This is a genomic window from Acidovorax sp. FG27, from assembly GCF_040365715.1.
GTDB lineage: Bacteria > Pseudomonadota > Gammaproteobacteria > Burkholderiales > Burkholderiaceae_C > Paracidovorax.
Map to the genome: position 1 here is coordinate 52,213 of NZ_BAABVY010000013.1, position 18,867 is coordinate 71,079.

Genomic DNA, 18,867 nt, shown 5'->3' on the forward strand with positions numbered 1-18,867 from the left:
AGCGCCAGGCCCGAGGGCCCAGCGCAAGCTCGGCTGGATCAGCCGGCGTCGGGGGCGCCGTAGTCGGCACCCGTCACGAAGGCCACTGCGGATGCACGGCGCTTGGCGAAGTTGATGGAGCGCACCACTTTGATGGCGGTGGATTCGCTCTGGAACATCGAGGTGTAGTTCGCGGACGCGCCGGTCGGCGTGTCGGTGGCGCCAGTGGGAGCGGAGTCCTGCTCGATCATTGCCTCGCGGGAGATCGACACCTGCACACCGGAATCTCCGATGCGGTAGATATCGGAAGGCTTCAGCATGATCATCTGGCCGGCGCCCACGTTGTCGCCAGTCGTGACCGTGTCGCCCAGCAGCGCGCCGCCGGAGGCGTTGATGGTGGGGAACTCCGCGAGACCCAGCGCGTTGGTCATCAGCTGGATGGACTTGGCCAGGGATGGCGTCGTCACCAGTTGCAGGCCATTCACGTTCTTGGCGGCAATGAACGGCGCATACAGCGCCTTGATGTCGGCACGCAGACCCGCGCCGTCCGTGCCAGCGGAAGTGATGCCCGTCAGCCCATTCAGAATGCCCGCAGGGGACACGCCCGCCACACCGGCCGCAGCGCTCAGGAACGTGGTGTCCACGCGCTGCGAACTGGCTTCCACCAGTGCGTCGCGCACCAGCTGCTCTGCGGCAGGGCTGGAGTCGCGCAGCAGATCGTTGGACACCACGGCCAGGGCGGCGACCTTGAGAGGCGTCAGCGTGACGTTCATGAAGTCGGCCGTCGTGGCGGGGATAGCCTTGGACTGACCGACCCAGTACGCGGTGGCCGCACCGTCCTGGCCCTTGATCTGCACGTTAGCGGGCACCTGGCGCAGCGCCAGCTTGTCGTACACCGTCTGGGAGTACAGGTACTCGATGAAGTCGCCGGTATAGCGCTGGTCGATGGCGGCCAGCTCCGCTCCCCACTCGCCCGAGCCGGTGCCGCCACCAGGCACTGCAGCCTTCATGACGTTGATCAGCGTGGGGTTGGTCTTGCCCCAGCGCGCTTCAGCGATGGCCAGGGGCGACACGTCACCGTCGGCCAGGCGGGAGAGCGCCTTGGCGATCACGATGCGGGTGTAGTTCTGGCCCTTGAACTTCTCGTCGGCGTCCTTGTTCATGTGGATGGCCGGGCCGGCGCCGGTTGCGATTGCGCCGCGGGCCACCGCGCCGGTGCCAGCGCCAGCTGCAGGGCCGGAGCCAGTGGCGGGCACAGCCTTGGTGACCTGGAGCGCTTCGAGGGCGCGCAGGTCGTCGAGCTCAGCGTCGATTTGGGCGATGTCAGCGGTCAGGCCCTTGAAGACCTCGCGTTCGCTCTCGTCCTTGGTGCGGCCCTCGTCCAGGGCCTTCTTCTGCACGCCTTCCAGCTCCAGGGCCTTGGCGGTGCGCGTCTCCATGAGACGCTTGATCTGTTCTTGGAGGTTCACGGGGTGTCCTTTCGGGATTACTTGAGAAAAACGACGCCCTTGCGGGCTTCAGGTTGTCCCGAGACGCCGGGAGGGAGCAGCCGCACGACCCGGTCTTGCTTGTGGCCTGTCGCGGCCAGCAGCGCGTTGTCGAGCGACTTGATGGTGGTGATGGATGCATCGGCGTTGGCCGGCACCGTGACTGCGGAGAGTTCGAACCACAGCCACTTCGTGTAGCGCATGCCGTAGGTGCCCTCGATGCGGGCGGCTTCGAGGGGCTTCAGGCCGACCGAGAGCCCCCGCACCAGCTTGGCCTTCAGCATTTGCCAGGCGGTGGTCAGGCGCTCCTTGAGGGGGCCGTCTTCTTCGATCTGGGCGACTTCGCCCTCGACTTCGATGCCCTTCTCGGTCACGCGCGCCGCCGTGATCCAGCCGATGGGGTCGCTGTTGTCGTGTTGCCAGAGGAAGGGAATTGGCAGCTTGAACACGGCGCCCTTCGGCTCCACGATGTCGCCCGTCCGATCGGTGGACGGCGTCGAGGCGATGCCCTTGAACGTGCGCTTGCCGCCCTCGTCGCTGAGGGCCTTGATCACGAGGGTCGAATACGCACGCTCCATGCGGATCTCCAGAAAGAGAAAAGCCCGCGCTGGGCGGGCGTGTGTTGAGTCCGTCAGACGACAAACATTTGGTACTTCGGCGGCGGCTTCGCAGGCTCCGCCATGGGCATCACGCCCACGGCCATCGCCAGGGCCTGCATGCCATCGATCCGGCCGCTCGCCTTGGCCTTTGTGAACTTGCGGTTCTCGGCCGGGTCTTTCACCACGATCGCATTGGCGGCGCACATCGCGAGCACGGGGTGGTTGCCGTGCTTCAGCTTCTTGGCCAGCAGCTTTTCTTCCAGTGACCGGATGGCCGGCGACATGGACTGAAAGCCCTGGCCGAAGTCCACGAACTTCGCCAGCTCGGCCTCCGTGAACCCTGCCTTTACCAGCCAGGGTCGGAGGTGGCGCATGCCCCATCGGTCAAAGGCGATTGCCTGCACGTCGAACCGGTCGAACACCTTGCGCAGCTCATCAGCCACGAACTCATACTCGATCGACCGGCCCGGCGTCGTCTTCAGCAGATCCTTCGATGCCCACACGTCGTACGGGACGCGGTCAGCACGCGACTTCTCAGGCAGGCCCTCGCCCGGCAGCCAGAAGCAGGGGATCACATCGCCAGCTTCGGACGCCAGCACCAGCGCTGTCAGGTCGCTCACCGCCGACAGGTCGAGGCCACCGTAGACCCTGAGGCCGGCTTCATCAGCCGGCGCGCCTCCGTTTTCCTGCCAGACCGCCCGGGTGATGAATGGCGTCTTCGCCTCCACCCGCTGGTTCAGGATCAGGTTCCGGTAGCCCGCCTCCATGCTGGGCAGCCGCTTCGCGTCGGTGGCCTGCTTGCGAACTTCCTCCTGGTTCATGAAAACGTCGAAGTGCGGGTTCGCCGCGCGGATAGCCTTGTCGCTGAACGGGTCCAGCTCCATCGGCGCCGTGTGCAGCGCCACCTTCACCCGCGGGTCGGCGCCGGTCAGCGCGTCATCGATCAGCAGGCTGAGCAGGTCGGCATCGGTGCGGGCCTGCGTGCTGATGATGATCGACAGGGGTCGTTCATGGGCAGCCGACGCCGTCTCGATCGCCTCGTACAACTCAGACCGCGGCCCGACCACCTGGCCCAGCTCGTCATGCACCGAAAACACCGGCGAAAGCCCGTAGGCGGTGGAGGCATCGGCAGAAAGCGCCCGGTAGGTTGTCCCCAGCTCGGGGCAAACCAGCGTCTTGGCCGATTCCTTCGGCATCACGTACTCGCTCAGTTCGGGCGACATGCGCACGACCTTGGATGCATATCCGTAGAGGATGGCGGCCTGGTCGCGGGACTGTGCCGCGCTGTAGAGCTGGCTGTTGGGCTGGGCTTCCGGCCCGCACAGGTGCAGTAGCAAGAGGAATGCGCTCGTGGCCGTCTTCGCGTTCTTGCGAGCCATACTCAGGATGAACGTGCGAGTCGGCGTGTCATAGATCTGCCGGATCCACTCCTTCTGCGGTTTGGTCAGCCGGACGGGCTGGCCCACGTGCTTCCCGTCAGGGATGCGGCACATCGACTCGATCCAGGCGATGTTGCGCAGCCCCCTACTTCGCTTCAAGGACTTCCCACGGCTTGCGCGCGCGGCCCTGACTTGCATTCGATCGGCCGACCGTCTTCGGGTCGGTCGTCGCTTGGCGGGTGATCCGCAGGCGGGTCGCCAGCGAAGACGCCGAGCGGACCTCACGCTCGCGCATTGCCAGCAGGCGGTCGTAGCGCTTCAGTCCGTCGTCGTCGCGCAGCCACTCGCGGTCGAAACCCTTGATCTCGTCGTCCAGCACCTGGGCGGTCACGACGTGCTGGCAGTACAGGTCCAGCAGGTCGCGGTGCGTCTCGGTGAAGGCGGAAGCGGCGTGGTCGTTTACCAGTCGTGCCCACACTACCTGCTCGGCGTCGCTCAGGTGCGCGCTTGGCATCAGCCGGCTCGCGGAGGTGACGGGCGCAAGATGGGCCGCCACTGCGACCTCGGCAGCGGATTTACGGCCTCTTTGCGCCATCGGATTCACCTTTTTTCTGGACGTTTAGCTGCGCGAGGGGAACAGGTCGGTTTCCGGGGAGTTGCCCTCCCATCGAACCGCTACCCCCCCTGCCCTGGGGTCATGCTGCCTCTCAGCCGCGCCCGCCAGGCTGTCGAGGCGGCCCTTGGAGCCCCTGCGCGGGGATGGTTGACCCCTTGGCCCTGTTGCACCTTCGACACGCACAGCGCGTGTTCTCGTAGGTGTGGTCGCCTCCTGCCGCGAGAGGGATGACGTGATCCAGCTCCGGCGCCGCGTCGTCCTGGGTCCCGCTCTTCGTCAGGGGTGTGTCGCATCCGCAGAGGTAGCAGCGCCACCCATCGCGCTCGAAGACCTTGCGCTTGCTAACCGGCTCATACCTTCCGCCGTTCTTCTCTGCTCTCCGGCGGTGGCAGCTCCCGCTTCGCACTTTGCGCTTCGCCTCATCCCTGCACGTAGTGGTGCAGTAGGTGCGGCGCAGACTTCCGTACTCCGGGATGAACTGGGCACGGCAGTAGTTGCATGGTCGTTCCGTGCTGTCACGGCGGGCCGCCTGCTTGCCCCGGTTGTTGATCTTAGTCTGGCATTTCCGACTGCAGAAGCGCGAATGCGCAGCGCGTGGCACAAAGGTCTTGCCACAGTCCGCCGCGCACACCCGAGGCGTGCTGTCCTTCAGCGTATAGGAACTGGTGGCTCCCTTGGACCGGCCTCTCCCCGGCTTGTTGGCGATGAGGCAGACGAGACCAAGCCCGCCTATGCGCAGGCGCGCGTAGTCTGTGTCTGCCATGCAGACCTCGCTTCAGTGGTTCAGGGGTTCGGGTCTACCGGCCAGCTACATTTCGCTCTTACGCCATCCGTATCCGACGGCGCGAGGTGTGGCCGCCATGCCGTTACACGGCACTCATAAACAGCCCACCCACCACAAAGGCAAAACCATGAATCGACCAGGGAATTTTTCGAAAAGGACCATCAAAGATCTTGCTGAAGCAACAAATCACGCATGCGCGAGATGCCACGCTCAAACTTCGTTCTTTGATTCGAGCGTCGGTAAAAGATTTGGCTTTGGCCGAGGGGCACATATCCATGCGGCCCAGCCCGGCGGACCAAGACCCAACCCTCTTTACACCACTGAGCAGCTAAAGGCGGCTGACAACGGAGTCCACCTGTGCGCGAACTGTGCAGATATCGTTGACAAGCTGCCCGACCGGCACCCCGTAGAGCATTTGCGACAGCTTCAAAATGCTGCAGAAATGCGTTCCCGGGGACGAGTGCTTAACCCTTGGCAGTCGCAAGAGAGGGTGGCGCCGACAAATGCTGCGGCACTGCGAAATTTCTGTCGAGAATCCCAACAGGCGGTCGCGCGCCTTAACGTTTATCTCGTCGACTTGGGCAATAGACCCGGATGGGTCGCACATTGGGAAGATCCCGGAACTCTCGAGGCTAGACAATTTGCTGGCAAATGCGACGGGATTGAACAATTAGATCATCCTCTGTGCGCCGGCAGGAGTGATCTTGTCAGCCTTCAGAGACAAACTGTTAGCCTAGTGCTAACGTTGGCTAACGACGCACTTTCTGATCCATGGAGGTTTACAAGCGAACCCACTCCAAGGAGACACTTGGTCCAGACTTATTTCGATATTGACCCGGGTTTGGAAGCTGCAGCGTTACGAGCAAAGGCTGGCTTGGCTGAAATTGATAGGTTGAGCAACTGTCTTAGAAGCGCACTGACTGCATAGTTTCACCCCGCTCACGATGCCCTTGGGCCGCGTCAAGCGGGCCGTGGGGCGACGTTCAGACCGGGTGTGTGCCCAGGGGCTCTCGCCCGTTGCACGCAAGTATTCGGCCTTGAGGCTGCGCACCACATCGGGCAGCGCAGACCGCAGGGCCTCCACATGGAGCGCGGCCGGCATGGGCAGGCTCAGCGCCGAGGCCAAGCTGTCCAGGCGGTCGATCTCTTGCGCCAGTGCTCCAGCAGGTGCCACGGCCAATCCTTGGTGTATCAGGGCTCCACCGGCCAGCCGTCCAGATCGATGGCCTGGCGCTGCTTGTAGCCCATGTCTTTCGCCGTCTTCTTGGCGTGGCAACTGCCGGGGCCGCAGCACAACACCTGGGTGTTGGACTCGATGTCCTCACCGGTGCCGCCGTCTGCCTTCAGCGCCTTGATGTGGTCGAGCTGGAAGCCGCGGCCAGAGATGTCGTTGAACTCCACCAGCTTGCCGCAGCCGGCACAGTGGGGGTTCTTGCTCCAGACCTTGAGGCGGCGGGCTTGGAGTCGTCGGCCAGAAATGCGATTCATGATCCCGAGCCGCTGCATTACAGTTGGTCACACCCAAGGATTCAACAGAGAGCACCTTAGATGTCTGATTCTTTCAACTGGACCTGCCCCGTATGCGGGAGCCACACCACGGTCACAAGCCCCAATTTTTCCACGATGGCGTTCACTTCTGATTGCCGCGTAACACCGACTGGGGAGGCTATCAAAGTCCGAACCAAGCATATCGAATGTCCGAACATCGAGTGCAAATCCCAGTACTTCGAAGTGAGGGTCAACCACGCGAGAGACACGGGCGGCCACTGGGTTGCCGACGAGGCTCGTCCGGTCGGCATCGGGCGATTCACATTTCTTCCCGTCGTTCCTATACCTCTTAGCAGCCATGTCCCCACCCAAGTGACCAATGACTACGCTGAAGCTTCGTTAATTGCTGCACTTAGCCCAAAGGCAGCCGCGACCCTTGCCAGGCGAGCGCTACAAGGCATGGTCAGAGACTTTTTCAAGATTTCGGGCAAGAGGACTCTCCATGAGGAACTCGTCGCGATTCGGGATGAATGTGACGCTGGGCTGTACGAAGCGATGATGGCCGTGAAAAGCGTCGGCAACATCGGCGCTCATCCAGAACAGGATGTGAACCTGATAGTCGATGTGGATCCAGGAGAGGCCGAGACTTTGCTGCAGCTGATTCACTTGCTGGACCGAGAGTGGTATGTCGCACGAGCCGAGCGGCTTAAGCGAATCGCAAAGATGACACAGCTTGCTGTTTCTAAGAATGAGGCCAAAAAAGGAATTGCTACAGATCAAGCCTAGCGCCCCGATCCCGGTGCGTGGCTCCCATGCGCGGTGCCTGCTGCATCCGGGTGGCCTGGGCCATGGGGATGCGTGTAGCGGCAGCGGGGATGCGAGGCTTGGTCATGTTCTGGCGCCCATCAGGCTACGGCCGCTGAGCCGCCCTCACGCTCAGACTGTCAGACTTTTCTTACTTTGTGCCTGCGGCTTTCCCCGACGTGGACACCAATAAGACGCAGGCAAAAACTGTGCGCATGAATCCCTTCGAAGCATTGAACCGGTCAACCGCCAAACCCGAGCAGCCCATCCGGCCGCCTGCAGAGCCATCAGCCTCATGGGATGGGTATGTCTGGACCAAAGTGAAAGCAGCGCGAGCGACAGTGTTTACCGGGGAAAACACCTTGGTCCTCGGCCCCTCGTCACTACCCTTCGCGACAGGGCATATCGAGATAAATGGCCAGCGTGAACGTGGTTTAAGGACCAGCTTGCATATTGGCTTTAGCAGAGCAGCGGATCTTCCGTTGCCTAGCTTCGTACTTACCGAGCTCGACGCCCTGGGTACGATGTGTCTTCCAGCCGACTGCTACATGGCCGTAATGCAGTTGGTGCATGGTCCGAAACCTTACTTCCAGATCGGAGGTGACGGCAAACTCAACGCGTTGGCATCGGACCTAACAACCCTTCAACAAGATATGAAGCGGGGGGTGTTGCGGAGCTACTGATTCCCAATAGCCCATGCTCATCGTTTAAAGCGGACGAGGGGTCTACACGTGATTTCCTCCTCGCCGAAGTAGCGCACCGCGACGGACTTCTGCGTACCATTTTGGCCGCGTCCAGCCTGCGGCACCTGATAAAGATCGCTTCAATCACCCATGCAACCACGCTCGGTTCTCGCCAGGCTGTAGCCGATGCCAACACGGGCGACGGGAGGAGCGTGCACAATACTTGCGGTCTCGACCTTCCTCGCTGCGCCGGCTTGCCGCTGCCGAAGGCGCCTTCCCCACATAGCCTGAGATCCCCCTTTCGACATCCAGGACTACCTCATGCCATACGAGCAGATGCCCGGGAACACCCATCTGGTGTCGGTCGACATCGGCCCGGGTTGGCGTGCTTATCAGCCGGCTGGATTGCCGGGCTGGGACTTCCTCGGAGTTGTGTGCTATCACGGCGTGCTTGGTGCGTTGGCGCTGAGCTGGACCTCGGGCGCATACGCACTCATAGTAGACGGCCGAGTACGTTTCCTCGATCGCGCGACAGTGGACGCGGCGGTATTGCAGGCCAAGGTCTGGAGCAACTATGACCCGCTCGTCTAGTACCACCCCAGAGCACGTTTTGACGTGCTGGCGAGGAGGATGCGCTACGAAAGTCAGGTCTACAGAGCGCTTACTCATCCATCTTGGAGATCAGTCGTGATCATTCGCCGGGCGACGAAAGCCGAGCTTTCACAAATCATCGAACTTCTGTCGGACGACGACATTGGGCGCAAGCGCGAGGTGCCCGAAGGCGGGGCGAAAGATGTGTACGAGGCAGCCTGGGCCGAAATGGAGCAAGAGCCCTCAAATTGGATAGTTGTCGCAATGCTCGGCCCAGAAGTCCTGGGAATGTTGCAGCTAACGATGATCGCCGGAATATCGCGTCAAGGAATGAAGCGTGCTCAGATTGAAAGTGTGAGAGTCAAATCTGCCTGCCGAGGCAGATCCATTGGCAGGCAACTCATCCACTTTGACATAGCGACCGCTCGCGAACATGGTTGCGGCCTTGTCCAGCTCACTACAGATAAGCGGCGCGACGACGCGAGATCGTTTTATGAATCGCTTGGCTTTGAAGCTACACACGAAGGGATGAAGCTTTCAATAGCAAAGCACTAAAAACAAAAGCCCCGGGCATCACTGCTTCGGGGCTTTTTCTTTGGGCGAGCTTCTCCGTCGATGTCTGCCGAAGGCGCTACGTGCGGGGCTTCGGGTGTCGAGCAGAGATTCGTCGGGCGAGGGGGTCAGCACCCCCTGCAATCGTCGGCTGCCATTCTAATCCCGGCCCATCGACGCGCGCAAGCGTTTTCGCATCGAGGCACCGGCGCGCGTCACGCAGTGGTCCAGCATGTTGAGCGCCTTGCGCCCGTCCTGTCCCATCGGCACCGCCGCCTTCCCACTGCCGCCGCACTTCTTGCATGTCCGCCCCAGCTTCGGCGTGCCGGGGATCGACTCGTTGCCACGGCCCTGGCAGGCCTTGCAGGTGTCGCTCAACCAGTGCGACGTGATGGCCAGGGCGAAGCGCGCCGGCTCTGGGTTGCGCTTGGCCTGGGCCCACACCGTCAGCGCGTCCAGCACGCCGCCGAGGGACTTCAGGCTGCCCATCACCAGCTTGGCGTCGGTCGCCGAGCACAGCGGCGGCTTACTGCAGCCGTCCCACTCGCGGCGCAAGCGGGTGAGCTGGCCGCCTAGCATGCAAGGCGCCCAACCGGCGGCGATCAGGATGTCGGCGTCGCCCATGCGGTCAGCCTCGACGCGGAGGTTCGTGGATGAGCCCGCGCTGATGTAGGCCTCTTCCACGGTGCGGGGGTTTTCGTTCAGCATGGTCGTTTCTTCTTTCGCGTTACTTCTTCGGGCAGGGTGAATCGGTGGTTGTTGCCGCATTCGAGGCGGCGGCGTTGGGTGCCATCGGGGCGGCGGCGCGTCTCCAGCACCTCGGTCCAGGCGCCGCAGTGCGGGCATGGCGGAGGGATGAAGCGCGGCGGGCGGGTCATGACTTGCACAGCTCCAGCGCCTGGGCTTCGGTGAAGCCGGCCTCGATGTGCGCCAGGTAGCGAATGCGCCGCTCTTGCGCGATGAGGCGTTGCTGCTCGCGGTGGGCGGGCGACAGGAGCTGTTCAGCCCACCCGCGCAGCGCCTGCGCCAGCTTCACGGCCCGGCTGTCCTGATCGGAAGGCTTGATGCTCATATATGCTCCTATTTCAATAGCTATGCATGCAAGTAAATCAAGCGCTGCAGCTGGATTTGACTAACAGCCTCAGCGCAGCCCGGTAGTGATCGCGGATGCCGCGCAGCTCGTCGTGCGCCCACTTGTGCGTCCGGTTGTCGGACTCCAGCGCCTCAACGCGGGCCAGGCCGATGCGCACCAGCAGGCGGATGCGGTAGTCCACCGCCTTGCCGGCGCCCCACTGGTTGCAGTGGACGCATTGGGCGTGGCAGTTGTCGGGGTGGAACCGCAGGTGCGATGCGCTGCCTGTGCTGCGGTAGTGGCCCGCGTCGCGGCCGGCGTGCAGGCCCGACAGGTCTGGCGGCGGCGCGCCACAAGAAATGCAGGGCTGAGCGGCGTCGCGGGCACGCACCCAGGCGTTGAAAGCCTGCTGCGCCTCGCGTATCAGCGCGGGCACGGTCTTGATGGCCTCCTTGCGCCGGCGCGTCTCTGCCCTCTCCACCTTGGCAGCGGCGCGGGCCTTCTTCGCTTCGGCGCGCTCAGCCTTGGCGGCTTGCGCCTCTGCGTAGCCGTCGATGCAGGCCGGGTGGATGCGCTGGCCGGCTTCGAGCTTTCCCCGGCAGTGCGGGCAGCGGGTGCGGCGGAAGGTCATTCGTTGAACTCCCCCAGCACGCTCTCGATCATGTCGATGCGCTGGCGGTCGTTCAGGTGCTTCCACAGCGTCCGGCCGGCGTGCTCGGTGCGCAGGAACTGCATCACGTCGTGGTGGTACTGCTCCATGGCGCCCTGCTCCAGATTGGCGTAGCTGGTGGAGTCGGGCACGGGGAACACGCCGCCCTTGGGGCCGGGATACCACTGGCAGTGGCCCGCGCCGACCTTCAGCCAGTCGCGGAAGCCTGCGAAGTTGTCGAAGCGCTCCTGCGCCTCGAACACGGCCTGCTCCAGCGCCATGTGCTTGCGGTGATACCAGCCCAGGCGCGGCTGCACCGTGGCGATCTCCATCATCTCGCCTGGCTCCAGCTTGAAGATGCGGGACCACAGGCGGCGCCACTGCTTTCGCCCCTTGTCGCCCAGCCCGTCGACCACGCCGAAAATCACGCGGCGCGCGGCGTCCTTGTCCGCCTCGGGCAGCTCGGCCAGATCCTGGCGCACGAGGGTGATTTCAGGCATGGGCGGGCCCCACGACTTCGAGGCCCAGCCCCACCGCAAGCTGGTGCTCTATGCGCGCGCCGCGGGACTCGTCCCAGCCGGGCAGAAGCACCACGACGTCGCAGGTCGCCAGCTGAGCCACGGCCAAGCGCATATAGCCGAGCCAGCTCTCGCAATGAGGCGGTTCGTTTTCAGCGGGGTTCTCGACGTGGTGGCCCTGCGCGCGCAGCTCGGCCGCCTTGGCATGGAAGGCGGGGTAGTTGAGGTCCGGCAGACCAGACATAGGGCCGGCGATGTAGATCCTGGTCATGCGGCCACCTCGTCATCCGTCACGCGGCGGCCGATCTGCCACCACTCCCTGGTGCTCTCGATAACCTCTCCAGCCACTTCACGCGGGCAGCCTGCACATCCGCCGGCGCAAGCCGGTGCTTCGGGCAGGTGTGCTGCGGTGGCAGCGTGGTCCAGTGCTTGCCCAGGGCACACGGCGCGAGGCCGTGCCGCGCCATGGCGGGGTTGGCTTTGGGCGACCAGTGGACGCAGGTTTGACAGGTCATCGCTCAGTGCCATTTCATCTTTCCTTCCATGCCCAGCGCCTGGCGCGCGGCCTGCAGCGTGAAGGGCTTGATCTTTTCGCCGGCCTGCTCGCGAGCCATGATCGAGCGCGCCCAGTTTTTGCAGTCGTTCTTCGCCTCGAAGTCCACCGGCGCGCGCGGCGCGGCGACCGGGGCCGGCAGGCGCGGCAGGTTGTTCTCTTCGGCGTAGGTCTTGCGCGGCGTGGCGGCCTCGCAGGTCTTCACGAACTGCGGCAGGTTGGGCGCGAACTCGGGGTGTTCGGCCATCAGGCGGTGCGCGGCGGCCTCCACCACGTCGGGTGCGAACTTCGCCAGGGCCGCGTCCCACACCAGCATGGCGGCAGCCACCCCCTTGTCGCCGCCGGCATCGGACTTCTCGCCGGTGGCGAACTTCGACAGGAACAGGTTGCCGTAGGAGCCGTGCAGCAGCACGAACAGCTTGCGGGTGGTGGACGATGCCTCGCGGCGGGCGCGCGGCTGCTGGCCGGCCTGGTGGATGGCGGCGTGCGCCAGAGCGGAGACGTCATTCACAGGTTCACCCCTTCGTAGATCGTTGCCGCCGCGGCGGCGTACCGGTGCTGGCCCTGCTGGCCGCGCTGGGCGCCTGCGCCCTGTCCCCGCTGCTGGCCGAACTTCACGGCGTTGCGCAGCCCGGTGCGGAAGCCCGCCTGCCAGTCCTTGAAGACCGTGCCGCGGGCGGCGTGGTGGTCCAGGAAGTTCGCCAGCTCGGCCTGCAGGTCCACACCGGTCCCGGCAGCGATGCCCACGGCGGTCTGGTCTGGCGCGAAGTCGGATGGCACCGTGGATCCGCGGCTCGGCTTGGCCGGCGCGGCAGCGGCGGGAGTGCGTGCGGGCGCACCAACAGCTACTAGTTCGCCAACAGTCTTCTCTTCTTCTTTATCTGTATCTGTATCTACTTCTGTACGCGTGACTTCCGTGACTGTCACGCGTGACATGTCCGTGTCTTCGGGTTCAGGCGTAGCAGGAGCGGCCTTCAGGCGTTCGCGCTGACGGCGCTTGCGGTCTGCGGCGGTGGGGTCAGCATCGCTGCGCATCTGGCGGTCGTCCCACTTCACCGGCTGAAGGGTCTCGCGGACGATCAGGCCGACCTCTTCCAGGCGGCGCGCCACCTCGTCCAGCGTGCGGACGTCGAGGCCCATCTTCACGGCGACCTTGCGCAGCTTGAGCGCTGGTGCCTCGTCCTTGTCGAGCAGGCCCTGTCCCTTGATGCACAGCAGTGCCATGAAATGCCAGCGGTCTTCGAAGGCCAGCAGCTTCAGCTTTTCGTCGTCCACCATCTCGGTGTAGGCGCGGAACCATGGGAGCTTCATGCGCGTACCCCTTTCTTGGAATTGCAGGGGCGGCACATCGTCTGGAGGTTCTCCAGCGTCGTAGGCCCGCCTTTGGACTCGGGATGGATGTGGTCGCAGCAGAGGTCTTTGTGGCCGCCGCAGGTAACGCAGCGGTACGCATCGCGTTCGAAGACGCTGGTGCGAAGCGCCGCCGGGATCACGCCTTTGGTGTAGCCCTTTGGCGCGCGCGGCCGCTCCCGAGTGCGCTGCACGCCGATCTCTGTGGCAAGCATGTCGAGCACCCCGCCACCATCGCCATCACCCCACCGCCAGACCATCCGCAGGCCTTCTTCGTTGGCGCGGGCGAATTCCTTGATCGCGGCGACCGCAGCGTCTTCCATCGCCACGGCTTGTTTGTAGGTGGATGGGCTCACACCGCCTCCCACACCCGCGCGCCACCGCGCATCAGGTCTTCGCCGGCCAACTGCACCACGCGGGCATGGCCGGCCTTCAGCAGTTCGGGCAGCCGGCGGTCGATCTGCACCACGGTCAATCCAGTGGTGGCCTGCAGTTCGTGCGCGGTGGCGGTCTGGCTGCGCAATGCGGCCAGGATGCGGGCGCAGTGGCCACCCGCGTATTGGGGGGTGCGCTCGGCCGCGAGAACACTGCTCAGCGGGTCGCGCGCGCGTACGAGGTGAGAAATTTGCATGGGCGCTCTCCGATTCAGTGAGAAATGCGTTACGCGAAAGTGATCAGCGCGGCGCGCGCTCGAAGTTCTGCACGCCCAGGCGTCGCCCGAGCTGGCGCATGGCCAGGCTCTCGGCTGCCAAGCGCAGAACGGCCTCATCCAGCGAGAGGCCTTCCTGCTCGGCGTAGTCGATCAAGGCGCGGTAGTCGTTTTCCGGCAGCTCGGCTGCCAGCTGGTGCTGTGTGTCGTTCGGCACGGCATCTCCGTTACGCGAGTGCTACGCGTTTGCGCGTCGCAATGCGGGCGACTGATTTGCAGAATGGGAGGCATGCATACGCCTCCACTTCAACCCCTCCAGCGCCAACTCCAGAATGGTCGGAGTCACCTGCATCCGGCAGGCCTGGGCCTCTTCAGCGAAGAGGCATTTCTGCTCGTCGTTCACCGAGAGGTTGAAACGGTGTTTCTTGATGTCGGCCGGGTCGGGATACATGGCGGGGATTTCCGAAGGATGGTTTGGGGGTTGGTGGGGTGCGCGGCTTCAGGCCGGGCGGTGCGAATGGGTCAGCCGGAGATAGGCGGAAAGCCGTGGTCGTCCCAGCGGGAGCACATCTCGGCGACCTGGGAGCGGTTGTCGGCTGCGGGAATCACCCGTTCGAAGTCCTCGGCCAGAAGGCTGAAGCGGGTGCGACGTCCCTCACGGGCGGCGCGGCATAGGACCAACCGGGCCCGCGTGGTGCTGCGCATCCATTCCGGCTGCCAGGTGGGGACGGCGCTGGTCCAGTCAGCCATGGCTCACCTCTTTGGCAGGCGCCAACTCAGGCCAGATCAGGTGCCAGTCGTCGGGGCGGAGGTCGCGGCGCGAGACGGCGCCTTCGGTGGCGCGCTCAATCGCCACTGCGGCACGTTCCGGCACAGGCCGCTTGCCGCTCGCCCAACGGGACACGTCGGGCACATGTGCGCCGATGGAGGCGGCAAGGCGAGAGATCGCGCCGCGCCCCTGCGAGCTGATGTAGTGGGTGAGTTCCATGCGCCCACTTTAGCGAAACGCAAAAGCCCCGTCAATAGCGTTACGCGCATATATCTATTTAGCGTGTTGCTATGGAATGCCGCCCATGACTGACATCGATGAAATTCGGCGGATCAACCTGAAGCTGCTCGAACAGGAGCGGGGCGGACTCACTGCAGCCGCCAGTTCAGTGGACATGTCGCCCGCTCAGTTCGCAAACCTACGTGACGGCGCCAAGGACTCGAAGACGGGAAGGCGGCGCGGCATGCGGAAAGAGACCGCAAGAAAGATCGAATCCAGCGCTGGCAAGCCCGCAGGTTGGCTCGACACGCTTCACCTGGAAGGCTTGCAGCCAAGCGCGTCGGCCGCGGCGGCCGGAAGCGAGGCAGACTCTGATCTGGTCATCGCGCAGTACGACACTGGCGGCGCCATGGGGCATGGCTTTTCACTTGAGGACAACCCGCCGGGCCTCATCAAGAGCTGGCGGGTCGATCATGAGTGGCTTCGACTGAATGTGCCGGTGTACACCGCGCCTGAAAACCTATGCATCGTCACCGGCTTCGGGCCGTCAATGAAGCCACGCTACAACCCAGGGGATCCGCTGTTGTGCGACATCGGCGTGAAAGAGGTCGAGGTGGACGGAATTTATTTTTTCCGCATCGATGGCCAGGGTTTCATCAAGCAGTTGCAGCGCATCCCTACCGAGGCGGGCATGATTCTTCGGGCTAAATCTTTCAACCCTGACTACGACTCTTTCGACATCTCGCCGAAGATGGAGTTTCAGGTTTTTGGAAAGATCCTGATGGCCTGGCGGAGTGAGCAGTTTTAACCGCATGAGGAGAGAAGCATGAGGACAACGGTCGCTGCGGCTTTGGTACTGGTGGTCCTGGCAGGATGCGGGCAGAAGCAAGAGGAGTCGGCCCCCTTATCAGTTGCAGTCCCGCCGGCCGCAGCAGCTGAAGCCCCGAAGCAGCAGCCGGCAGCGGCTGCAGTCAAACGGGAATCTCCGTGGGTCCTGAGTAGCGCCAAGGACGAACTCACGGATGAGAAGCGCTTGGTCGCGCAACCGTCTGAGGGATCAAAGTACGCGCGTTGCGCCGGAAGTTACGAACTGGAAAAATGCCGCGCCCAGGTGGACGCGGCGCTGAAGGAAACTCCCGAGGCAAAGCGGGCCCGCATCGAAAAACTCGAGCGCGAACGACTGGCTGCGGCAGAGGCAGTCATTCGGAGGCCGACTGCTGCTTCGCAGTCGCCTGCGCAATCTGTCAGCGTAGATCCCACGATCGGCATGACCGAAAACGAGGCATTGGGCTCCGCTTGGGGGCGGCCTGAAACGAAGAACCGCACTGTCACCAAGTACGGGAGCAGGGAACAGTGGGTCTATGGCGAGGGGCGGTATCTCTACCTGGAAGACGGCCGAGTAACCGCGATCTCAAGCCGGCAGTAGCTCCGCCCTTGAAAAAGGCCGGCCGCATCATGTGGGCTGCTCACGAACTGTGAAGGAGTGACCTTTGGCACTGATCGAATGCGCCGAGTGCGGCAAGCAAACCAGCGACAAGGCGGCAGCATGCCCGCACTGTGGCGCGCCCATTGGCCCGCGCTCGCAACTCGCACCCGATGCGGTTGTCACCACCCAGCAAACCAGCAAAAAGTACAAGGGCGCCCAGATGGTCGGCGGCGCGCTGCTCATTGCTGGCTTGCTGATTGGTTGTGCTACTACCAATTCAACGGGCGGTGGGCTGCTGGGCGCCTTCGGGCTTGTCGTCTACCTAGTCGCCCGGCTGCTAGCTTGGTGGGAGCACGGCTGACCCCACCCCTGGGGCTGCGCGCCCCTTCCTCTGGGGGTAGGTTTGTACGCAAGCTGCCAGCAAGGTTGCGGGCGTAACATCTGGCTACATCAACAGGAGCCAGCATGAATTTCAAGATCGCTCTCGGTGTTGTGGCCGTGACCGCAACCGCCCTCTTCAGTGCCCCTACGTTTGCCAAGGGCAGCGGCGGTGGCCGCACCAGCCACAGCGGAGCCACCCACTCGAACAGCCACGGCGGACACTATCAAGGCTCGAGTGGCAGCAGCCACAAGGGCGGCACCTACGTGAGCCCCAAGGGCGACAACCAGTACGGGAAGCACAAGAAGTAAGGTGGTTTTGGAGCGCCTATTCCTACAGCAGAGCGCAAAGGAGGTGCTCTGGGTCCGGGAAGCGGTATAAAACGATCAAACTAATTGCAATGTCCAAACCCAACAGCACCACTATCTAGGAAAAGCGAAGTTAGGCTATGGCCTTGCGGGTAAGCCGACATTTAGGGTGATCCGGCCTCCCGCAGCGGGTGGTGTCCAAGGGTAACTTAACGGCGCGAAAGAATGCATTTCTGGATAGACAGGAGACCGAAATGAAAAATTCTACCAATAAGATTACTGTTAAGTCTATCAAATTCTCCCATCCGCCATTCAGAAAGTTATCACGTCTTTCTATTGATTTGGCGGACAGGCTCACACTAATCACAGGGCACAACGGAATCGGCAAATCGACCATTTTAGGCCTGCTATCTAACACGTTCGGCATTACCGACAGTTCAGTCAGAAGCTATTTTGGCGAACCTTTTTACGCGAATATCGAGCGAATAATATATCTTGCGCTGAGCGAAGTTGATAAAGCCAAGGATAACCCCAGCAGCGCGCCCATTGTGACAGCAGATGTCTATGGACAAATAGTCCAAAAGCGCTGCGCATTGACCAAACGGAATAAATACCAAAGAGCACGCGTTGTCCCTCGTACTTACGACGATGAGGAAATTGAGGAAGAAGCAGACGAGCTCAGCGAGATACCGGACCATTCCCAGATAGTTGGTCCAGACGCGAAAATTCCCTTGCCCACCATTTACCTTGGAATACGACGGTTGGCATCTATCGGAGAGGCTGAAGAAAAAGAGGTCTCCATTGATGCTCTGGAGATGCACGAGGAAGATAGAAAACTAATGAAGTCTTTTGTGGGGGAAATAATTATCGGTAGTGGCGTCACTTCTGAAGTAACCTCCCAGAGTATCAAAGGCTCGCGGAAACGTACCGCTCAACCGGGTTATGCCCGGCATGACCCTCAATCCGTCTCGATGGGACAGGACAGTCTCGCGAGCATTGCTACTGCACTAGCGTCGTTTAATTACTTGAAACGTGAGATGGGTGAAGATTACTCGGGCGGCCTCCTTGTCATAGATGAGTTAGATGTAGGCTTTCACCCGCATGCAATTGGACGGCTGGTCCAACAGCTAAAAACTCATGCCAGAAAACTATCGCTCCAGATTGTGGCAACAAGCCACTCTCCAATGCTGATAGAAGCGGTGCATCCCGAAGGGCCGGAAGGCCACGTTAACTCACCGGACAAAGTTATTTATCTGCTGGATACCGCCCACCCACGGATGGCAGAAGACCAAAGCCTGAGGGCGATACTCGATGATATGGCTCAGCGAATTGATGTTGAGCCGAAGAAAAAAGCTAAACCCATATTGGGCATATACTTCGAAGATGAAGAAGCAGTTCAATTCTGCGAAGAATTAATTCCGGCAATTGCTCGAAGCCGTATCGCATCTAAATATGGCATAACGCTTCGGTTAATTGGATTGGGCGTGGGGGGCTCTAGTTTGTTAGGCTTCCCTTCAAAAGACCCCATATTCGCCGACCGAGTACTAATTGTAGATGGCGATACAACTATCTCCAGGGTTGCAGCTGCTCGCGGAAATGTGGCAAAACTGCCATGCGTTACAGGTTCATCAGGAACCGCTAGATCGCCTGAAAATACGATTAAAGCTTTTATACAAAAAATGATTACAGATGCTGACGGAGTCTATCATGGGGCCATGCTCAATTTAACCTTAAAAAATCCGTCGACCGATAAACTTTTTACCCAATTTTTTGACGGACACGCAACCGAAAGCGAAGACCGAAACAGCAGCAAAAAATGGTGGGAGGATAAATTTTCGGCTCTCCGCAACTGGGGTGTCATAAAACAATGGGCAATCATCTATCCAAATGAAACGGAAGCCTTTAGAAAATCATTTGAGCAAGCGGTAGAAACGGTGTCAAAGCGTTTGCATTCAAAGGCTGGCCAAGCTACCTAAAAGCAGGTAGAGTCGCAGTCTTCGACTCATCGACCGA

The 18,867-nt window shown here is 62.0% G+C and carries 28 protein-coding genes; 9 read left to right on the forward strand and 19 right to left on the reverse strand.

Annotation, left to right across the window (positions count from 1 at the left end):
- Positions 1 to 38: 38 nt before the first annotated feature.
- The 6 genes from ABWV53_RS18060 to ABWV53_RS18085 all read right to left on the reverse strand — a co-directional run bounded on the left by ABWV53_RS18060 (position 39) and on the right by ABWV53_RS18085 (position 6,332).
- Positions 39 to 1,448 (reverse strand): phage major capsid protein, encoded by a 1,410-nt coding sequence (locus tag ABWV53_RS18060; protein WP_353367526.1) that lies wholly within the window; start codon positions 1,446 to 1,448, stop codon positions 39 to 41.
- Positions 1,449 to 1,465: 17 nt separating this feature from the next.
- Complete coding sequence (locus tag ABWV53_RS18065; protein WP_353367527.1) at positions 1,466 to 2,044, reverse strand: HK97 family phage prohead protease; 579 nt, start codon at positions 2,042 to 2,044, stop codon at positions 1,466 to 1,468.
- Positions 2,045 to 2,097: 53 nt separating this feature from the next.
- Positions 2,098 to 3,531: a terminase TerL endonuclease subunit gene (locus ABWV53_RS18070; RefSeq protein WP_353367528.1), complete on the reverse strand. Its 1,434-nt coding sequence runs from the start codon at positions 3,529 to 3,531 to the stop codon at positions 2,098 to 2,100.
- A gap of 58 nt (positions 3,532 to 3,589) precedes the next feature.
- On the reverse strand, positions 3,590 to 4,039 hold the full coding sequence (locus ABWV53_RS18075; RefSeq protein WP_353367529.1) for a hypothetical protein: 450 nt from the start codon (positions 4,037 to 4,039) through the stop codon (positions 3,590 to 3,592).
- A 112-nt stretch (positions 4,040 to 4,151) separates the two neighbouring features.
- Complete coding sequence (locus tag ABWV53_RS18080; protein WP_353367530.1) at positions 4,152 to 4,823, reverse strand: HNH endonuclease; 672 nt, start codon at positions 4,821 to 4,823, stop codon at positions 4,152 to 4,154.
- A 1,212-nt stretch (positions 4,824 to 6,035) separates the two neighbouring features.
- Positions 6,036 to 6,332 (reverse strand): HNH endonuclease, encoded by a 297-nt coding sequence (locus ABWV53_RS18085; RefSeq protein WP_353367531.1) that lies wholly within the window; start codon positions 6,330 to 6,332, stop codon positions 6,036 to 6,038.
- A 60-nt stretch (positions 6,333 to 6,392) separates the two neighbouring features.
- Between ABWV53_RS18085 and ABWV53_RS18090 the strand changes: the two genes are divergently transcribed.
- From ABWV53_RS18090 to ABWV53_RS18105, 4 genes are all read left to right on the forward strand, one after another.
- Positions 6,393 to 7,118 carry a DUF4145 domain-containing protein gene (locus ABWV53_RS18090; RefSeq protein ID WP_353367532.1) on the forward strand — a complete coding sequence of 242 codons (726 nt, stop codon included), beginning with the start codon at positions 6,393 to 6,395 and terminating at the stop codon, positions 7,116 to 7,118.
- Between the two features lie 233 nt (positions 7,119 to 7,351).
- On the forward strand, positions 7,352 to 7,819 hold the full coding sequence (locus ABWV53_RS18095; RefSeq protein WP_353367533.1) for a hypothetical protein: 468 nt from the start codon (positions 7,352 to 7,354) through the stop codon (positions 7,817 to 7,819).
- Between the two features lie 321 nt (positions 7,820 to 8,140).
- The gene (locus tag ABWV53_RS18100; RefSeq protein WP_353367534.1) at positions 8,141 to 8,410 is read left to right on the forward strand and encodes a hypothetical protein; all 270 of its coding nucleotides are present in this window, start codon (positions 8,141 to 8,143) and stop codon (positions 8,408 to 8,410) included.
- 96 nt (positions 8,411 to 8,506) lie between these two features.
- Complete coding sequence (locus ABWV53_RS18105; protein WP_353367535.1) at positions 8,507 to 8,965, forward strand: GNAT family N-acetyltransferase; 459 nt, start codon at positions 8,507 to 8,509, stop codon at positions 8,963 to 8,965.
- Positions 8,966 to 9,121: 156 nt separating this feature from the next.
- On the opposite strand, the gene ABWV53_RS18110 is transcribed toward ABWV53_RS18105, so the two are convergent.
- The 13 genes from ABWV53_RS18110 to ABWV53_RS18170 all read right to left on the reverse strand — a co-directional run bounded on the left by ABWV53_RS18110 (position 9,122) and on the right by ABWV53_RS18170 (position 14,741).
- On the reverse strand, positions 9,122 to 9,670 hold the full coding sequence (locus ABWV53_RS18110) for a hypothetical protein (RefSeq protein WP_353367536.1): 549 nt from the start codon (positions 9,668 to 9,670) through the stop codon (positions 9,122 to 9,124).
- A gap of 166 nt (positions 9,671 to 9,836) precedes the next feature.
- Positions 9,837 to 10,034 (reverse strand): hypothetical protein, encoded by a 198-nt coding sequence (locus ABWV53_RS18115; protein ID WP_353367537.1) that lies wholly within the window; start codon positions 10,032 to 10,034, stop codon positions 9,837 to 9,839.
- 37 nt (positions 10,035 to 10,071) lie between these two features.
- Positions 10,072 to 10,665 (reverse strand): recombination protein NinG, encoded by a 594-nt coding sequence (locus ABWV53_RS18120; protein ID WP_353367538.1) that lies wholly within the window; start codon positions 10,663 to 10,665, stop codon positions 10,072 to 10,074.
- Positions 10,662 to 11,183, reverse strand: a complete 522-nt coding sequence (locus ABWV53_RS18125; RefSeq protein WP_353367539.1) for a hypothetical protein — start codon at positions 11,181 to 11,183, stop codon at positions 10,662 to 10,664. Before ABWV53_RS18125 ends, ABWV53_RS18120 begins: the two co-directional genes overlap by 4 nt.
- Complete coding sequence (locus ABWV53_RS18130; RefSeq protein ID WP_353367540.1) at positions 11,176 to 11,472, reverse strand: DUF4406 domain-containing protein; 297 nt, start codon at positions 11,470 to 11,472, stop codon at positions 11,176 to 11,178. Before ABWV53_RS18130 ends, ABWV53_RS18125 begins: the two co-directional genes overlap by 8 nt.
- A 247-nt stretch (positions 11,473 to 11,719) precedes the next feature.
- Entirely contained in the window at positions 11,720 to 12,265 is a 546-nt protein-coding gene (locus ABWV53_RS18135) for a hypothetical protein (protein WP_353367541.1), read from the reverse strand.
- Complete coding sequence (locus ABWV53_RS18140; RefSeq protein WP_353367542.1) at positions 12,262 to 13,065, reverse strand: hypothetical protein; 804 nt, start codon at positions 13,063 to 13,065, stop codon at positions 12,262 to 12,264. The genes ABWV53_RS18135 and ABWV53_RS18140 overlap by 4 nt, the downstream gene beginning before the upstream one ends.
- A complete protein-coding gene (locus tag ABWV53_RS18145) occupies positions 13,062 to 13,427 on the reverse strand; it encodes an HNH endonuclease (RefSeq protein ID WP_353367653.1) in 366 nt (121 codons plus the stop codon). The genes ABWV53_RS18140 and ABWV53_RS18145 overlap by 4 nt, the downstream gene beginning before the upstream one ends.
- 29 nt (positions 13,428 to 13,456) lie before the next feature.
- Positions 13,457 to 13,735 (reverse strand): hypothetical protein, encoded by a 279-nt coding sequence (locus ABWV53_RS18150; protein ID WP_353367543.1) that lies wholly within the window; start codon positions 13,733 to 13,735, stop codon positions 13,457 to 13,459.
- Positions 13,736 to 13,778: 43 nt separating this feature from the next.
- Positions 13,779 to 13,970 carry a hypothetical protein gene (locus ABWV53_RS18155; protein WP_353367544.1) on the reverse strand — a complete coding sequence of 64 codons (192 nt, stop codon included), beginning with the start codon at positions 13,968 to 13,970 and terminating at the stop codon, positions 13,779 to 13,781.
- 21 nt (positions 13,971 to 13,991) lie between these two features.
- A complete protein-coding gene (locus ABWV53_RS18160; RefSeq protein ID WP_353367545.1) occupies positions 13,992 to 14,204 on the reverse strand; it encodes a hypothetical protein in 213 nt (70 codons plus the stop codon).
- A gap of 71 nt (positions 14,205 to 14,275) precedes the next feature.
- The gene (locus tag ABWV53_RS18165) at positions 14,276 to 14,503 is read right to left on the reverse strand and encodes a hypothetical protein (RefSeq protein WP_353367546.1); all 228 of its coding nucleotides are present in this window, start codon (positions 14,501 to 14,503) and stop codon (positions 14,276 to 14,278) included.
- A complete protein-coding gene (locus ABWV53_RS18170; protein ID WP_353367547.1) occupies positions 14,496 to 14,741 on the reverse strand; it encodes a transcriptional regulator in 246 nt (81 codons plus the stop codon). Before ABWV53_RS18170 ends, ABWV53_RS18165 begins: the two co-directional genes overlap by 8 nt.
- Positions 14,742 to 14,826: 85 nt before the next feature.
- Between ABWV53_RS18170 and ABWV53_RS18175 the strand changes: the two genes are divergently transcribed.
- From ABWV53_RS18175 to ABWV53_RS18195, 5 genes are all read left to right on the forward strand, one after another.
- Positions 14,827 to 15,549: a S24 family peptidase gene (locus ABWV53_RS18175; protein WP_353367548.1), complete on the forward strand. Its 723-nt coding sequence runs from the start codon at positions 14,827 to 14,829 to the stop codon at positions 15,547 to 15,549.
- 18 nt (positions 15,550 to 15,567) lie between these two features.
- Positions 15,568 to 16,167, forward strand: coding sequence for a hypothetical protein (locus ABWV53_RS18180; RefSeq protein ID WP_353367549.1), 600 nt, complete (start codon positions 15,568 to 15,570; stop codon positions 16,165 to 16,167).
- Between the two features lie 64 nt (positions 16,168 to 16,231).
- Positions 16,232 to 16,528, forward strand: coding sequence for a zinc-ribbon domain-containing protein (locus ABWV53_RS18185; RefSeq protein ID WP_353367550.1), 297 nt, complete (start codon positions 16,232 to 16,234; stop codon positions 16,526 to 16,528).
- Positions 16,529 to 16,632: 104 nt separating this feature from the next.
- On the forward strand, positions 16,633 to 16,857 hold the full coding sequence (locus ABWV53_RS18190; protein WP_353367551.1) for a hypothetical protein: 225 nt from the start codon (positions 16,633 to 16,635) through the stop codon (positions 16,855 to 16,857).
- A 251-nt stretch (positions 16,858 to 17,108) separates the two neighbouring features.
- Positions 17,109 to 18,830, forward strand: coding sequence for an AAA family ATPase (locus ABWV53_RS18195; RefSeq protein WP_353367552.1), 1,722 nt, complete (start codon positions 17,109 to 17,111; stop codon positions 18,828 to 18,830).
- Positions 18,831 to 18,867: the final 37 nt, after the last annotated feature.

Coding starts and splice junctions, on each gene's coding strand:
- ABWV53_RS18150 (WP_353367543.1), bottom strand. CDS start 13,735: ATGCAAATTTCTCACCTCGTACGCGCGCGCGACCCGCTGAGCAGTGTT.
- ABWV53_RS18175 (WP_353367548.1), top strand. CDS start 14,827: ATGACTGACATCGATGAAATTCGGCGGATCAACCTGAAGCTGCTCGAA.
- ABWV53_RS18160 (WP_353367545.1), bottom strand. CDS start 14,204: ATGTATCCCGACCCGGCCGACATCAAGAAACACCGTTTCAACCTCTCG.
- ABWV53_RS18165 (WP_353367546.1), bottom strand. CDS start 14,503: ATGGCTGACTGGACCAGCGCCGTCCCCACCTGGCAGCCGGAATGGATG.
- ABWV53_RS18140 (WP_353367542.1), bottom strand. CDS start 13,065: ATGAAGCTCCCATGGTTCCGCGCCTACACCGAGATGGTGGACGACGAA.
- ABWV53_RS18075 (WP_353367529.1), bottom strand. CDS start 4,039: ATGGCGCAAAGAGGCCGTAAATCCGCTGCCGAGGTCGCAGTGGCGGCC.
- ABWV53_RS18100 (WP_353367534.1), top strand. CDS start 8,141: ATGCCATACGAGCAGATGCCCGGGAACACCCATCTGGTGTCGGTCGAC.
- ABWV53_RS18110 (WP_353367536.1), bottom strand. CDS start 9,670: ATGCTGAACGAAAACCCCCGCACCGTGGAAGAGGCCTACATCAGCGCG.
- ABWV53_RS18065 (WP_353367527.1), bottom strand. CDS start 2,044: ATGGAGCGTGCGTATTCGACCCTCGTGATCAAGGCCCTCAGCGACGAG.
- ABWV53_RS18080 (WP_353367530.1), bottom strand. CDS start 4,823: ATGGCAGACACAGACTACGCGCGCCTGCGCATAGGCGGGCTTGGTCTC.
- ABWV53_RS18090 (WP_353367532.1), top strand. CDS start 6,393: ATGTCTGATTCTTTCAACTGGACCTGCCCCGTATGCGGGAGCCACACC.
- ABWV53_RS18095 (WP_353367533.1), top strand. CDS start 7,352: ATGAATCCCTTCGAAGCATTGAACCGGTCAACCGCCAAACCCGAGCAG.
- ABWV53_RS18085 (WP_353367531.1), bottom strand. CDS start 6,332: ATGAATCGCATTTCTGGCCGACGACTCCAAGCCCGCCGCCTCAAGGTC.
- ABWV53_RS18180 (WP_353367549.1), top strand. CDS start 15,568: ATGAGGACAACGGTCGCTGCGGCTTTGGTACTGGTGGTCCTGGCAGGA.
- ABWV53_RS18145 (WP_353367653.1), bottom strand. CDS start 13,427: ATGGAAGACGCTGCGGTCGCCGCGATCAAGGAATTCGCCCGCGCCAAC.
- ABWV53_RS18170 (WP_353367547.1), bottom strand. CDS start 14,741: ATGGAACTCACCCACTACATCAGCTCGCAGGGGCGCGGCGCGATCTCT.
- ABWV53_RS18115 (WP_353367537.1), bottom strand. CDS start 10,034: ATGAGCATCAAGCCTTCCGATCAGGACAGCCGGGCCGTGAAGCTGGCG.
- ABWV53_RS18195 (WP_353367552.1), top strand. CDS start 17,109: ATGAAAAATTCTACCAATAAGATTACTGTTAAGTCTATCAAATTCTCC.
- ABWV53_RS18190 (WP_353367551.1), top strand. CDS start 16,633: ATGAATTTCAAGATCGCTCTCGGTGTTGTGGCCGTGACCGCAACCGCC.
- ABWV53_RS18130 (WP_353367540.1), bottom strand. CDS start 11,472: ATGACCAGGATCTACATCGCCGGCCCTATGTCTGGTCTGCCGGACCTC.
- ABWV53_RS18120 (WP_353367538.1), bottom strand. CDS start 10,665: ATGACCTTCCGCCGCACCCGCTGCCCGCACTGCCGGGGAAAGCTCGAA.
- ABWV53_RS18125 (WP_353367539.1), bottom strand. CDS start 11,183: ATGCCTGAAATCACCCTCGTGCGCCAGGATCTGGCCGAGCTGCCCGAG.